Source organism: Savagea faecisuis (assembly GCF_042675605.1).
Classification (GTDB): domain Bacteria; phylum Bacillota; class Bacilli; order Bacillales_A; family Planococcaceae; genus Savagea; species Savagea faecisuis.
The window spans coordinates 83,841-99,323 of the sequence record NZ_JBHTJF010000009.1 but is presented as its reverse complement, the minus strand read 5'-3'; the positions used below and the strand labels follow the sequence as shown (position 1 = coordinate 99,323).

Here is a 15,483-nt window from a genome sequence, read left to right as displayed (position 1 = left end):
AGTTACAGCGAATCACTCGCTGTAACTGTTTTTTAATAGTTCTGGAATGGTTCCTCGTTGTGCCAAATGTCCACGCATTCCTGACCACATCGACGTATAGTTTGGATTGTTTTGCGCGGTGCTTTCTTTCCGTAAACGACTCGTCAACCAATGTTGAATCGGATACGGCGCTAGCGCTTCATTTTTCATCTCTTCCATAAACGTATTGCGAATCCCACGCGCTTCTTTTCCACTAAACGCTTTCGTCAATACGAAATCGCCTTCTTTCGATTCAAGCAATGATTGCTGATGCGTCTTGGATGCGCCACTTTCTGTCGCACATAAAAAACCTGTACCGATTTGAACAGAAGAAGCACCTGCTTCTAGACAAGCTTCTACTTCTGTACGACTCGCAATTCCACCAGCCGCAATGAGCGGTAATGTCGTCACTCGTTTCGCTTGCTCGATAAATTCGAGTAAAGGGAGATACGCATCGTGTAAAAAACTTCCACGATGGCCGCCCGCTTCTACACCTTGAACGACGATCGCATCCATACCTGCCACTTCATTCGCCCATACTTCTTCTAATGATGTCGCAGTACCGATCAGTTGTTTGCCTTGTGCTTTTAAGGCCTTCACAATTTCCTCACTCGGAACGCCGAATGTGAAAGAAACGATCGGAACGGAATCATTTAAAATCGCAGCGATTTGCGCTTCGTAGGCACTCGTTGGAATGAATGGCTGTTGTGCCGTCAACCCGAGACGCTCTTCATACTTCCGAATCGTTGCGTACGCTCGTTGAATGTTCTGTTCGTCCGCTGACACGTCTTCTGGTACGAACACATTAATGGCATAGGACGTCGTGATCGCTTCCCGTAACTCTTTTAAAATTTGTTCTGTCTGTTCCCCTGTTAAATAACCTGCTCCGTAAGAGCCGAGCATCCCTGCTTCACATGCCGCAGCGACGAATTCCACTGTCGAGACACCGGCCATTGGAGCGAGTACGTAACGCTTCATCACCATTCCCCCTCATCAGTTATGAAGATTGAATTTTCACTGGGAATAAGTCTTCATATGATGATTGTAACTTCACTTCTTCACCGTCGACAAGTAAATGAACGACTCCCGCATCGCGTTCTGTACGAATAAGTCGGCCGATTCCTTGGCGCAAACGCAATTGCATAAATGGAAGGTCGACCGTTTCGAACGGTCGGTCTGTATGTTTCCGCTTCGCATCAAATAACGGGTCTTGTGGTGGCAATGGTAAATCATAAATGATCACTTGCGTTAAACGGTGTTCTGGAAGATCTAACCCTTCCCATAAATTATAAGAGGCAATCCCTTGAACAAATCCATCACTGAAATCACGAATCATCGCACTTAACTCTCGATCCCCTTCAAAATCAAACAACTCACGTTCAGAAGGTGTCAAACTTTCCTTAAACGCTAACATCGCTTGTTTTGATTTAAAGAGCACTAATGTTTGTTGGCGATTTCTCATAATATTTAACACTGCTTCTCGCTTCTCTTCTGTTACATGTTGTTTAATTTCCATTACCTCATCGTAATCGAATGGCGACTGGACAGAGAACTTCAACGGCTCTGTAATGCCTAAACTATTTTGAATGTAAGTGAAATCTTCATCGACCGACAATGTCGCAGATGAAAAAATAATCGGTAAACGTTGATTAAACAATTGATTGCGTAAAATATCCGTCACGAGTCGCGGCATGATGACGAGTGTCCAATCTCCTTCACGATCTTCAATCCAATCAATCGCTTCTTCGTCTGTCGCAAATAAATTCATCGAATACGTATATTGTTCTAAGTATTCCTCGACCATTTTTAAATCATAATTTGGAATGACGTATAACTCGCCGTCAAAGACAAATTCTTCTAACACTTCATCGGCTAAACGAATCGCAGAAAGTGCAATTTTTTTCAAGCGATCGACTTTATCGATCGTGTAGCGTTCCCCATCATTTAATGTAATGTGATCTTCCATCTCATCGAAAAAGAGCGCGTGCACTTCGATTAATTGTTCGATTTTTTCTAATGTCGTTTCGCGAACACCATCGACCATCACTTGCTCTAACAATTTAATGAGTGTTTCGCTTTGCACTTCAAAGTTCAACGCACGTTGCGCCGCGTATTCGAGTAAATGCCCTTCGTCGAATACGATCATCGATAAGTCTGGGAGAAGCGGTAAAAGTTCTTGACGTAAACGCGATTCTTTCGTCCATACGTGCTCCATGTAAAAGTCGTGCGAACAAATGATTAAATCAGTCGCCTCGCGATACGCAACACGATGCAATGTTTGACCACAACGGTTACGCACGTCACAAGAAGCACATTGCTGAATCGGATTGTAGTTGATCGTTTCCCATTCATCATTGCTCAATTCTGGATAAGCAGAGCGCTCCCCATATGGATACATTTTCTCCAATGAATCAGAACCGAATACGAAGCCAGGTAGCGACTCTTCCACTTCATCCGCATAATCACCATATCCGAAATCTGACGCATCTTCTAATCGTTTAATACATAAATATTGATCACGTGATTTCGCTAAACGTACGTCGATATTTAAATTGAGCGCTTCACTAATTTTTTGAATGTCGCCGTCTTCTTTCACGAGCTGATCGATGAGCGTTTCATCTGCACATGAAATGAGCGCAGGTTTTCCCGTATAACGAGCATAGCTAATCGCCGGTAGTAAATAAGCGATCGTCTTTCCTGTACCGACACCCGCTTCTGCAAACAGTACTTTTTTCTCTTGTAAAGCTTTCTCAATTTGGAATGCCATAAACACTTGTTCATCGCGTAAATCAAATCCACGCTCTGGTAAATCATCATATAATGTATCGCCGATCCAATCGTTCAATGATTCATAAAAAGATTGGTCTTTCGATAAGGTGAAAGGTAGTTTTTTTCGCATATTCGTCCCTCTTTCTCGGATAGAATACCCTCATTTCACGAGTGTGAACTGAGGGTATCTTGTTTTACTCTATACGTTTTCCATGCAATTACACACGTTTACCCCAATATTGGTAATAGTCCGTGCGAATAAATCCGTTAAACAATTTACGTTTTTTCGTCGCTTTACTGCCGAAATGGTCTTCGAAATTCGGAAGTGACGTTAAAATGTACGTGCTCCATGACGGATGACTTTCCATAATGTGACCGAGCACTTGCGCAATCGCTTCTGCCTCTTCGACTTCACCGAGTCGTTCTCCGTACGGTGGGTTTCCGACGAGGACGCCGTTTTCGCCTTGAATGGTAATATCTTTCACTGCACATTGGCGCCACGTAATTAAGTCTTCCGTAAACCCTGCTTCAATAGCGTTTTCTTGCGCAATTTGAATCATGCGACCGTCGTGGTCAGAACCGATAATTTCAAGCGGCTCATCGTACTTAGCAACATCTTCCACTTCCTCATGAACACGGTCCCAAATCGCTTGTTTCATCCACGGCCATTCTTCCGCTAAAAAATTGCGGTTGTAACCTGGCGCAATATTTTGTCCGATCATCGCCGCTTCAATCGGAATCGTTCCTGAACCGCAAAACGGATCCATAAAGGGACGATGGGAACTCCAACGCGTTAATTTAATTAAAGCGGCAGCTAATGTTTCTTTTAAAGGCGCTCCTCCTTGATCGATTCGGTATCCGCGTTTATGTAAACCGACACCGCTCGAATCGATCGTCAATGTAACCACATCTTTTAAAATCGATACTTCCAACTTAAATAAAGGGCCACTCTCGTCTAAAAAGCCGATTCGTTTATACGCTTGTTTCATTCGTTCTACAATCGCTTTTTTCGTAATCGCTTGACAGTCAGGCACCGAATACAAGGTCGACTTCACTGATTTGCCTTGAACCGGAAAAGCTGCATCTACTGGTAAATAACGCTCCCATGGTAATGCTTTCGTTTTTTCGAACAATTCATCGAAAGTTTTCGCTTTGAATTGTCCGACGACGACGCGAATGCGGTCCGCTACACGACACCACATGTTCGCGCGGGCGATCGCTAATTCATCGCCTTCAAAATAAATTTTTCCGTTCTCTGTTCTCGTTTCATAGCCGAGTTCTCGAATCTCATCAGCAACGAGTGCTTCAAGACCCATCGCTGAAGTCGCAACTAATTGGTACGTCGTCAATTTAATCATCCTCACGTAAAAAAATGTGCCGATAAAGCTGTACTCTTCATCGACACTTTCATTATGCTCTCGTTGAGCGTGTTGTAAAATTAGGCTATAAAGCCATTCATAAGCCATGTTCTGTTCCTTCGTACTCAAACGGCTCACGCCTCGTACTCCGGTAGTAATCATCTGTCTGCGAACAAGTTCGCCTCGTTGCTACGTTCAATTCCGCGCAACAAGTGCCCCTACCAAAATTTGGGTTTCTCACTCGTGGGGTTTACCGCGTTCCACCTCATAAGTTTCCTTATGAGCTCGTCTCTGTGGCACTTTCAAGGTATATGCATAGCATGACGCCTTAGCATAGGGACCTGCCGTCAGCTCTCACTGCCTAGACTTATTGTTTCATCTAGCACGAACACTACGACCATCTCAGGATCGTGTGAGCATGGACTTTCCTCTACGATGTCTAGCACCGCAGCGATTACTTAAATGACCTTATAGCAACTTTTCATTATACACGAATTCAATAAAAACGCAACTTACACATCTTCGTTTAATTTATCACCGAAAACATGTCGTTCCAAATTCGATAGACGTTTTAAAATATCGAAGTTTGTTGAACTGACAGGCGGTTGTTTCGGTGAGTTTGGCACAGTATGTACCTCTTTCGTAGAGCGCTCTTTTAACTCTTTTTCAAGTCGAGTATTTTCTTTTTCTAAACGTTCAATTTCAAGTCTAAAATTTTCATAGTCTTTCACAATTTGGTCTAAAAAGTGATCTACTTCATCTTTACTATATCCACGCAAACTCGTACCGAATTCTTTCTCGATAATTTGTTTCGCATCTAACTTAATATCCATCTTCAGACGTCCTTCCCTCTTATATCTAAACTTCTTTTATTATAGCATAACAATGAATGAGATGTCGCTCTTCATCCGTCACTTTTCTCGCTCTGTTGACGCTTTATCTTCTTCATTAAACGTGCTTTTCGAGCGTGGAGTTGTTGAGCGGTATTTTCTCGGAAACGTTGGGTAATTTCCGTCTCATCTGACATTAATTGTTCGTATGCTTTCGTCGTATAACGCAACGCTAACACATACTCTTTCTTGTGATGCTCAGCGATCATGGCGCATTGAATCGTCGCCTCTATACCGATGCGATTTCGTACGTGCGTCGACTGCTCAAAAAAGACGAACGCTTCTAACGGCCGTCCTTCTTTCTTTAATAGTTTTCCTAAATAGTAATGAGCTGTCGGTGTCTCCGCTCCATACGTATCGACAATCTGTTCAAATTGTTGACGACTTTGGCCAAATAATTTTAAATCATTTAACCATTTCGCGACATTCACTTCTACCGTGCTCGATGTTTCTTTTTGACGCAATACCGTTTCGACCGCTTCTCCATAAAAGGTGACGAGCGATAATAAATCCCATTCATTATGACGCAAAATATCCATTAACGCTTGGGGCTCGCCACTTCTTACCGCATCCTCGTAAATGATCGGCGCCAAATGGCCAGGAATGTCATCTTCTCGAAAGAAGTTGAGGATCGTCTCTTCCATTTGAACGAGGGAAAAGGACGTTTGTTCATCTTTCCAAATGCGACGGGCTGCGTGTAATAAATCAATTTGCTTCTGTTTTTGAAGTGGAGGAAGTTGCTGACGATGTAATGTCCACCTGCTTTCCACCATCGGAACGTCGAAGCTCTTCCCGTTATACGTGACGAGCGTGACCCCTCGTTCATAAAAACGGGAAGCATATAAAAAGGCCGCTTCATGATCAGGACTCGGCAACACGTATTGGCGTAACACGAGATGTTCCTCTTCTCGCTCAAATAACCCATGAAGGAAAATATAAGCACCGGCTCCTGCAAGACCTGTCGTCTCTGTATCAAAAAAGACGAGTCGTTCTTGAGCACCCGACTTTAAAGGGTGATCTTCTTCTACATGTTCCCACTGCTCTAATGCTTGAAAAAGCGAACGAAATGTTCGATTACCATGCATCGCATCGAGGGCATAACGCTTTTCTTTTAAATAGACGATGCCGTGCTCATTTTCAACCTTTTGAAGTCCAGCACGCAACCAATTTTGTTCATAAGGAGGCGCTGGAATCGCAACAGGCTTCGACTTTTCAACCGACTCTACTTTTTTCTTTTTCACTAATTTTCGACGCATTTCCAATAAGCGACTTTCATAACTCATCCACGCACCATCCTTTTTCTTCAGTATACCCCTTTTTCAAAAAACTACAAAAAAGAACCGCTCGGAAAGCGGCTCTCTCATACTAAACTTCGTAACAATGCTACCGACTGTGCTTTATACGTCGAATGTGCTTGGTCTTGTGCTCCGATACAACTTGGACATCCTATTTCACAAGGGCAGTTTTCGATGTGATCGGCCGTCATATTGAATAGCTCTGGCCATTTTTTAAAAACGGCTTCACTCAATCCGATCCCTCCTGGATAGCTGTCATACACGAAAATCGTTGGTGTTTCGGTTTCGCTCGCTTTCACTTTAGGTACGACGTGAATATCGCTTCGGTCGCAGCTGACGAGTAACGGAATTAAATTTTGAAGCGCATGACTTACATTGATGAGCACATCGGACAGCTGATCATGCGTCCAGTTTTCAGGCGTATCGAAGCTATACCAAGTGCTTGCGGTGTGCAAACTTTCTTCGGGTAAGTTAATTGGACCCGAGCCGATATTGTCGTGTTTATCGTTAAAGGCTATCTTTTTAAAAATAGTAGGCATCGCTACGACCGCCACATCACCAAAATATGCGGTGCCGTGAGAATATGTCATTTCCTCATCTTCCTCTAAACGATTAAGTTCTACCGCTAAATTCGCATCGGTGAAGTAATCGACATCGACTTCTTTCACATATGCTTTTTTCTCTTCCCAGTCGAGCTCTTCCACTTGAAATTGTGTTCCTTGATGTAAATAAATCGCTTCTTCATGAAGTAAAGTCATTGCGCTAAAACGGTCCATCTCCCCGATGACACGTGTTTTCGTCGGAACTGATTGATCGATGATGACGACGTTTTCTTGTGAAGCGGAACGCAAGCTAATGTCCCGCGCTGGAAATTGATCCGTCATCCAATGCCATTTGAGACCTGTTCGGATAAGCACGCCTTCTTCTGCTAACATTTCTAATAAATGTTGTACGTCAAATTCCCCGTACATTTCATCAAAGGTGAACGGTAACTCAAAGGAAGCGCATTTTAAATGATCCATTAAAATTAAAATATTGTCTGGATGAATTCTCACTTCCTCAGGGCGACGCGCTAATAAATAGTTCGGATGTTGGATGACGTATTGGTCAAGTGGTGTTGATTGAGCGACGAGAATGATGAGCGCATCTTCCCCTCGGCGCCCTGCTCGGCCTGCTTGTTGTAAGGCGCTCGCGATATTTCCCGGATATCCCGTCATAATACAAGCGTCGAGCTGTCCGATATCAATGCCGAGTTCGAGTGCGTTCGTACTGACGACTGTTTGAATCGTTCCGTTACGCAATCCTTTTTCAATCTTTCTTCGTTCCGAAGGCAAATATCCTCCCCGATACCCCATGATGGACGAATCGAATAACTTTTGTGCCGTCAACTGTTTTAAATACGTCGTAATCATTTCGACGCGTACGCGACTTCTTGCGAAAATAATCGTTTGAATATGTTCTTCGTACAAACGCTTCGCTAATTCGCGCACTTCCAAAATGGCGCTTTTTCGAATTCCGAATGTCGGGTGGACGACCGGTGGATTGTAAAACAAGAAAAACTTCCGTCCGGTAGGAGCTCCACTTCGGTCGATCAATCGCATCGACTCATTCGTCAAGTTTTCCGCTAATTCCAACGGATTCGCAATCGTAGCTGACGTACAAATGACGACAGGGTCCGCTCCGTAATAACGTGCGATGCGTATTAAGCGGCGCAATACGTGAGCGACATGGCTGCCGAATACCCCTTTATACGTATGCAATTCATCGATGACGATATACTTTAAGTTTTCGAATAAACTAACCCACTTCGTATGATGAGGTAAAAGCCCAGAATGTAACATATCGGGATTCGTCAAAACGATATGTCCTGACTTCCTCACTTTCGTCCGCAGGCCAGGCGGTGTATCGCCATCAAATGTATAAGATAAAATCGACTGTTCCGTCCGTTCAATTAAATCGTGCAAATCGGCGAGTTGATCTTGCGCGAGTGCTTTCGTCGGAAATAAATAAAGAGCACGCGATGCGGGGTCTTCCAATATTTCTTGTAAAACAGGCAAGTGATAACAGAGCGACTTCCCACTCGCCGTTGGAGTGACCGCAACGAATGATTCTTTCGCTTGCGCATAGTTAAACGCTTCTGCTTGGTGAGTATACAATTGTTCGATCCCTTTCGACCGCAATGCTTTTTGTAAATCTTCATGCAAATCGTCAGGAAACGCAACGTATTTTGCCTCTGTCGCTTCCGTCACTTCCAAATGTTGAATGTTCGGTCCATATTCTTCATCGCGACGCAACGCTTCGATAAATTGTTCAATCTTACTCATACATTCATCGCTTCCTCTAAAATCGTTTTCAACGTATATTCAATCGATTGAATCGATTTTAAAAACATCGCGCGACTCGTCTTTCGATGATACGACTGAACAGTAATTTGTTCGAGCGCTTCTTTCGTATGTTTTAATTGCGGTAAATGAATGTGACGTGGACGATTGAGTTCCACCCATTGTGTCATTTCATTAAACCACATTTCAATCCGAATAAATGCTTGTTCACATGCTGGTTGAACTTCTGTATAAAAATCGAGATCACGCTCTTCTTCTCGCAACTGAAAATAACGCGTTCGACAATTTTCGATATGTTGTAACATATTTTCTGTGTGCATCGTATTCGCTTCCCTTCTATCAAATGATGCTCATCGATTCATTTTAGCAAACTCTTCACACTTTCTCCATTTCGAGCACGGCAACCAATTGGCATTCCCTTCGTCTTATGTATCGCAAACGTTAACAGTTCAAACGTTCGCCTTTTTGCGTTATGATACAAGTGAGGTGATCTTATGGTCATTCGTTACCCGAATGGACGCATTTATCAAAAACAACAACGAACAAAAACACGTATCGCTGAACCGTCATTTGCGAATCGCGGACAAACACTCGAACAGCAAATCGAAGAAGCAAATGAATACTATTTAGAGAAAGAACTCGCCGTCATTCATAAAAAACCGGTCCCGATTCAAATTGTCAACGTGCACTATCCTGCAAGGAGTGCCGCACGCATTACGGAAGCCTATTTCAAGACCCCCTCCACAACGGACTTTAACGGGATTTGGAACGGCCTCCATATCGATTTTGAAGCGAAAGAAACGAAAAATAAAACCTCTTTCCCTTTAGCGAATATTCACCCTCACCAAGTGGAACATATGGGGAGAGTCGCACGTCAAAATGGTGTCGTCTTTTTCATCTTCAAATTTGCGACATTATCGCGCTATTTTTTATTTTTTTACGAAGATTTCGAACCGTTTTGGACGCGAATGTTGCAAGGGGGACGAAAGTCGATTACACTTTCAGAAGTCGAAAACAACAGCTATGAACTGCAAGTGAGTGCGTATCCAGAATTGCACTACTTGCCCATTATCGAACAATATATGAACGAAAAAGAAAGGTAGGGACGATCCGATGAGCAATCAACCGACTTCCCGCGCTGAACGTCAACGCCAATTAAAACGACAAAAGCGCAAACAAAAAGGGAAAAAAGGATCTCTTCTTAAAAAAATAATCGGTCTTATTTTCATCTTAGGAATTGTTGGACTATTAAGTGGAGGTGCGTTATTTGCTTACTATGCATCCACCGCTCCAGAGCTAGATGAAAAATTGTTAAAAGACCCGTTAACGAGTGATTTTGTAGATGCTAACGGTAATTTAATTATGAAATTTGGCGCAGAAAAACGGGAATATGTCGAATATAAAGACATTCCTGAAGTGATGGAAAATGCCATCCTTGCGACAGAAGACGTACGATTTTTTGAACACGGAGGCATCGACTTTTATCGTCTCGGTGGCGCAGTCATTGCGAACTTCCGTGACGGCTTCGGTTCTCAAGGGGCTTCAACACTCACTCAACAAGTGATTAAAAACTCATTTTCTTGGAAAGATAAAACATTAAAACGTAAAGCCCAAGAAGCTTGGCTTGCACATAAACTTGAAAAAGAGTATTCAAAAGAGAAAATTTTTGAAATGTATTTCAACAAAATTTTAATGGGTGGTTCGATTTACGGATTCGGAACAGGAGCGGAATATTACTTCGACAAACCGTTAAATGAACTCGAATTACATGAAGCCGCGTTACTTGCGGGATTACCACAATCACCGAACGCGTACAATCCGTTCCAACATCCAGAACGAGCAGAAAAACGACGCAATATCGTTTTACTCCTCATGGAAAAGCACGGAAAGATTACGAAAGAGCAGATGGAAGCAGCACAAGCAATCCCTGTCGAGTCCACACTGGCAAAACGTGATACGACGACAGTCGGTGGTCAATACGCTGCATACATCGATACAGTATTGCATGAATTAGAAGAACAAGGATTAATGGATGTTTTAGCAGAAGGTGTGACGATTCATACTGCCCTTCAACCAGAAGTCCAAAAAACAGTCGAAAATGCAATTAACCAAGATAGCTTATACGAATCAGATGAAATGGAAGCAGGAATGACGGTTCTCGATACGAAAACGGGTGCGATCGTCGCAGTTGGTGGCGGACGCAACTATTCCGGCCGTAACTTCAACTTCGCAACGAAAGAAAACGGACAGCCTGGATCTGTCATTAAACCGATTTTATCTTACGGTCCTGCCATCGAAAAATTCGGTTGGTCAACAGGACAAGCATTGAAAGATGAACGCTACTTCTATAAAGGGACCGATAAAGAAGTGCGCAACGTAGATGGCAAACATCTCGGCACATTAACATTGCGTGATGCTTTAGCAAAATCACGTAACGTACCTGCTGTCAAAGTATTTGAAGAAGTCGGTGCAAAAGACGCTGCAAACTTCGGGCGTAAACTCGGCTTACCATTCGAAGACGTCCATGCGGCGAATGCGCTCGGTGGTGGAGAATATAACTTCTCGACGAAACAAATTGCCGGAGCGTATGCTGCATTTGGAAATGGCGGAATCTACACGGAACCTCACGCAGTGAAACGTATCGTCTTCCGTGATGGAACAGAACGTGTATTAACACCGAACCATGAACAAGTGATGCAAAGTTCAACGGCTTACATGATCACGGATGTCTTACGTGATGTCTTAACACGTGGTACAGGAACTTTAGCAAATATTTCAGGAGTGGACGTTGCCGGTAAAACGGGAACGACGAACTACCCAGCTGACATTTTGAAAAAACATAATATGGAAAGCCACTACGTTCCAGACACATGGTTTGCAGGCTATTCATCAGATTATACGATTGCGATTTGGGGTGGCTATAAAAATTATACTGATCCAATCAAAACTTATGATCGCGGACGACAAGTACCACAAAACTTATTCCGTAATGTGATGAGCTCTATCTCTCACAATACACCGAAGATGAAAAAACCATCCACTGTCATTGAAGCAGAAATCGTCTACGGCTCAAACCCAATCGTTCTCGCTTCAGCAGCTACACCTGAAAACCTTCGTTCACGTGAATTATTCGTGAACGGCTCGGTACCTGTTGTAGAAGATGAAAGCGAAGAAGTCGGCCTTGCGAGCCCTAGCAACTTAACGGCTTCATTAGATGATGACTCTTATGACATCGCATTAAATTGGGACTTCGCTCTTCACGAAGAAGATGAAAACGATGAAGAAGTGACCTTTGAAGTTTCCTATACGATCGATTCAGGAAACCCGATTGTTCTCGCTACAACGACGGATCGACAAGCTGTTTTACGAGATGTTTCACTCGGTCATGAGTATCATTTCTCCGTCGTGGCAAAACGCGGAGATGAGACGAGTAGCCCAGCGACGACCTCGCTCATACTAGAAGGCGAAATGATTGAAGAGCCTTCTGTCGAAGAACCTGAAACACCTGAAGAGCCAGAAGAGGAAGAACGTCCGACAGAACCGAATAAGCCTGAAACACCAACCAACAATCAAGGACAAAACAATAACTCAACACCGAATGACAAACCATCAAATCCTAACAATCCAGGAGGTCAACAGACGACACCTCCTGAGCAATCAAAACCAAAACCAGAACCAAGTCAACCTGAAAAACCACAGCCTCCTGTAGAACAAACCCCTGAAACACCATCAGGAGAAGAATAATAAAAAGGTTAGCATCGTTTTATTCGATGCTAACCTTTTTACGTTCGATGAATTTGTCGTTGCAAACGCGCTTGTTTCGCGAAATACATCGCTGCTTTCTTTCGAAGTTCATCAAATAACGCATTAAGTTGTACATAAGCGTAGTGACTTTTATACTTATCTTTCACAAATTGAATACGCTCCGCTTCATTTAACGGACCGAACACATACCATTCTTCTTCACGCGCTTCATTCCAAAACGTTCCACCTAGCGCAACGAGCGTTTCGTAATTTTCAATTTGCTCATGGAGTAAAGCATGTACAGAAGCATCTCGTTCCGCATACTTCTGCTTGATTTCTTCTTTCACATCGTCCCACTGCTGTAGGCGTTTTAGGACGGTCGCTTCTAATTCTTTCATTTCGCTCTCATCCTTTTCTTCCCTTCCCGACATAAATCGAGAAGCGGACATTCTGGACAGTTTGGATTTTGTGCTTTGCAATGATAACGTCCGAAGAAAATCATGCGATGATGCGTATTTGTCCATTCTTCTCGTGGTGTCCAGCGCATCAGTTTCTCCTCCACTTGCGTGACATTATCTTTCCAACGACACATGCCGAGACGTTTCGAAACGCGTTCGACGTGCGTATCAACAGCGAGTGCTGGAATACCGAAAGCGTTCGATACGACGACGTTCGCCGTTTTGCGCCCTACTCCAGGAAACTTCGTTAATTCATCGCGATCTTCTGGCAAAATACCGTTATATTCCGTAATGAGCATTTCGCATAATGCTCGAATATTTTTCGCTTTATTGCGATAAAGACCGATTGAACGAATATCATTTTCTAACTCTTCAAGCGATACGCGAATGTAATCTTCTGGAGTGCGATACTTTTGAAATAGTTCTGCGGTCACTTTATTGACATGTACATCTGTCGCTTGTGCAGACAATAAAGTCGCGATTAATAATTCAAACGGATTTTGATGGACGAGCTCGCAATGAGCATCTGGAAACATCTCTTCAAACACTTGCAAACAATGTTGCCATTCTGTTTTACGTAACACGAACTTCTCCTCCTCTTAATCTTCTAACCAATTATACAACGGAACATTCGTAGATGGGGTTAGTTTTGTTTGAGCAGTTGGAGCCGTGTAAGAATAGGCCGCTTTTTCTACATCTTTTAATGTTTTCACATTTTTTCGTTTCCACTCATTTAAAATCGCATTAATATATTTAAGACTAAGCTTTTGAGCCAGAACAGCTTCACGTAAAGCCGCTTCTATAACTTCGACAGAATGTTCATCCTCATCTAACCAAGCTCCGATCATTTCACTCTCTAAAGGAGATAAAAGGCGTCCGAATTCTTGTTCAAACATTTGATAAAGCATCCCTTCTCGTTCGGCAATCGTTTGCTCACCCTCTTCACTCACTTCATGCTCCGTTACGTACATAATTTTCTCCCATAACGGAAGCAGTGAATACATTTCATGAAAAACACCGTTCGCATCTGTTTTTGATTCAATCGACACTAAATTTCGCTTCATTAAAGATTGAACGAGCGCGCTAACATCTTGCATCGTAATCCCGAGTCGCTCTGCTAATTCAAAATGAGTTGGAAATGTAATCCCCTCTTCTTGAAACGATTGAATATGAAGGAGCAACATCGCCTCTTGATCTGTTATGTGTAACTTCGCATAATGTTTGAAAAACAGTTGAGAAATGACGACATTTCCTTCTTCAATCCATAAACGTAATGCTTCTTGTTTCATCGTGGATTCTCCTTCCATTCAAGCTAAAAAACGAACGTCTGTCTATGCCAAAAGCAAGAAGACGTTCGGTTTGTTCAATTATGCCATATACGCATTGTACGAATCGTTAAATTCTAAATATTACACTGCGTCTGTCCATTTTTGATCTACGTAGTTTGAAATACGACGGAGCGCTTCTTCAATCGCTTCTACATTCGTCGCGTAAGATAAACGAATCGTCGTGTCAGAACCGAATGCAGAACCTGGAATGACTGCAACTTTCGCTTCTTCTAATAGTGCGGCACTAAATTCATCTACTGAAGTGAATCCTGTATGACGCATCGCTTCTGAAACGTCCGCTAATAAATAAAATGCGCCTTTCGGTTTAACGATGTGGAAGCCACGGATAGCGTTCGCCTGTGGGTACACACGATCTAGGCGTGATTCAAAGTCTTGACGCATTGCTTCTACGATGTCTTGTGAACCATTGTACGCTGCGATCGCCGCATATTGTGATGTCGTCGTCGGATTTGATGTCGAGTGACTCGCTAAATCCGTCATCGGACCGATTACAGAAGCATCTCCTGCGACGAATCCGATACGCCATCCTGTCATCGAGTGAGACTTTGAGACACCGTTAATAATTAACGTGCGTTCTTTCGCATCATCGCTCAACTGTGCAATGGAAACATGTTCGTTCCCTGCATAAATTAATTTTTCATAAATTTCATCCGACACGATCCAAAGGTCATGACGTTTCGCAAATTCCGCAATTTCAACAAGTTCTTCTTTCGAATAGATCATACCGGTCGGGTTGCTTGGAGAGTTGATAATGAGCGCTTTCGTGCGTTCTGTCACCGCTTCTTCTAACTGTTCTACCGTCACTTTAAACTCTGCATCCGCTGTCGTTTGTACGATGACAGGTGTCCCTTCTGCGAGTTTAATTTGTTCTGTATAGCTCACCCAAAATGGCGCTGGAATAATGACTTCATCGCCTTCATCTAATAATACTTGGAATAATGTGTAGAGCGCATGTTTCGCTCCGACACCTACCATAATTTCTGAACGTGTGTACGTCAACTTTTGATCGCGTTCCAGCTTGGCGATGATGGCATCTTTCAACTCTGGTAAACCACCTGCTGGCGTATACTTCGTTTTACCTTCTTGCATCGAGCGGTAAGCCGCTTCAATGATTGCTTCCGGCGTATTGTAATCTGGTTCTCCAGCTCCGAGCCCGATTACATCGATGCCTTCTGCTTTCATCGCTTTTGCTTTCGCTGTAATGGCCAAAGTTGTCGAGGGGGATAACGTCTCAATTCGTTTTGACAATGTTCTACTCAT

Annotated in this window: 13 protein-coding genes and 1 other RNA gene; 2 read left to right on the top strand and 12 right to left on the bottom strand. The window is 43.1% G+C overall.

Features of this window, described 5'->3' with window-relative positions; all coding sequences use genetic code 11:
- Positions 1-12 precede the first annotated feature (12 nt).
- From ACFQ0V_RS02530 to ACFQ0V_RS02495, 8 genes are all read right to left on the bottom strand, one after another.
- Positions 13-996 (bottom strand): NAD(P)H-dependent flavin oxidoreductase, encoded by a 984-nt coding sequence (locus ACFQ0V_RS02530; protein WP_381009303.1) that lies wholly within the window; start codon positions 994-996, stop codon positions 13-15.
- Between the two features lie 19 nt (positions 997-1,015).
- Positions 1,016-2,917: an ATP-dependent DNA helicase gene (locus tag ACFQ0V_RS02525; protein WP_381009302.1), complete on the bottom strand. Its 1,902-nt coding sequence runs from the start codon at positions 2,915-2,917 to the stop codon at positions 1,016-1,018.
- An 88-nt stretch (positions 2,918-3,005) separates the two neighbouring features.
- On the bottom strand, positions 3,006-4,136 hold the full coding sequence (locus ACFQ0V_RS02520) for a THUMP domain-containing class I SAM-dependent RNA methyltransferase (RefSeq protein WP_381009382.1): 1,131 nt from the start codon (positions 4,134-4,136) through the stop codon (positions 3,006-3,008).
- Between the two features lie 104 nt (positions 4,137-4,240).
- An RNA gene (gene rnpB / locus ACFQ0V_RS02515) (RNase P RNA component class B) lies at positions 4,241-4,611 on the bottom strand.
- A gap of 46 nt (positions 4,612-4,657) precedes the next feature.
- On the bottom strand, positions 4,658-4,978 hold the full coding sequence (gpsB, locus tag ACFQ0V_RS02510; protein ID WP_381009300.1) for a cell division regulator GpsB: 321 nt from the start codon (positions 4,976-4,978) through the stop codon (positions 4,658-4,660).
- 71 nt (positions 4,979-5,049) lie between these two features.
- A complete protein-coding gene (locus ACFQ0V_RS02505; protein ID WP_381009298.1) occupies positions 5,050-6,318 on the bottom strand; it encodes a ribonuclease H-like domain-containing protein in 1,269 nt (422 codons plus the stop codon).
- Between the two features lie 77 nt (positions 6,319-6,395).
- Positions 6,396-8,654 carry a DEAD/DEAH box helicase gene (locus ACFQ0V_RS02500; protein ID WP_381009296.1) on the bottom strand — a complete coding sequence of 753 codons (2,259 nt, stop codon included), beginning with the start codon at positions 8,652-8,654 and terminating at the stop codon, positions 6,396-6,398.
- Positions 8,651-8,992, bottom strand: a complete 342-nt coding sequence (locus ACFQ0V_RS02495; RefSeq protein ID WP_381009294.1) for a DUF1798 family protein — start codon at positions 8,990-8,992, stop codon at positions 8,651-8,653. The genes ACFQ0V_RS02500 and ACFQ0V_RS02495 overlap by 4 nt, the downstream gene beginning before the upstream one ends.
- A 180-nt stretch (positions 8,993-9,172) precedes the next feature.
- Here ACFQ0V_RS02495 and recU point away from each other — a divergent pair, with 180 nt between their 5' ends.
- Together recU and ACFQ0V_RS02485 are read left to right on the top strand one after the other, a co-directional pair.
- Entirely contained in the window at positions 9,173-9,775 is a 603-nt protein-coding gene (gene recU, locus ACFQ0V_RS02490; protein ID WP_381009380.1) for a Holliday junction resolvase RecU, read from the top strand.
- A 10-nt stretch (positions 9,776-9,785) separates the two neighbouring features.
- Positions 9,786-12,416 (top strand): PBP1A family penicillin-binding protein, encoded by a 2,631-nt coding sequence (locus tag ACFQ0V_RS02485; protein ID WP_381009292.1) that lies wholly within the window; start codon positions 9,786-9,788, stop codon positions 12,414-12,416.
- 38 nt (positions 12,417-12,454) lie between these two features.
- Here the strand turns inward: ACFQ0V_RS02485 and ACFQ0V_RS02480 are convergent, their stop codons facing one another.
- The 4 genes from ACFQ0V_RS02480 to ACFQ0V_RS02465 form a co-directional block, all read right to left on the bottom strand.
- Entirely contained in the window at positions 12,455-12,814 is a 360-nt protein-coding gene (locus ACFQ0V_RS02480) for a YpoC family protein (RefSeq protein ID WP_381009290.1), read from the bottom strand.
- Positions 12,811-13,458 (bottom strand): endonuclease III, encoded by a 648-nt coding sequence (nth, locus tag ACFQ0V_RS02475; protein WP_381009288.1) that lies wholly within the window; start codon positions 13,456-13,458, stop codon positions 12,811-12,813. The genes ACFQ0V_RS02480 and nth overlap by 4 nt, the downstream gene beginning before the upstream one ends.
- 15 nt (positions 13,459-13,473) lie before the next feature.
- Positions 13,474-14,163: a DnaD domain-containing protein gene (locus tag ACFQ0V_RS02470; protein ID WP_381009286.1), complete on the bottom strand. Its 690-nt coding sequence runs from the start codon at positions 14,161-14,163 to the stop codon at positions 13,474-13,476.
- A 120-nt stretch (positions 14,164-14,283) separates the two neighbouring features.
- Positions 14,284-15,483: a pyridoxal phosphate-dependent aminotransferase gene (locus tag ACFQ0V_RS02465; protein WP_381009284.1), complete on the bottom strand. Its 1,200-nt coding sequence runs from the start codon at positions 15,481-15,483 to the stop codon at positions 14,284-14,286.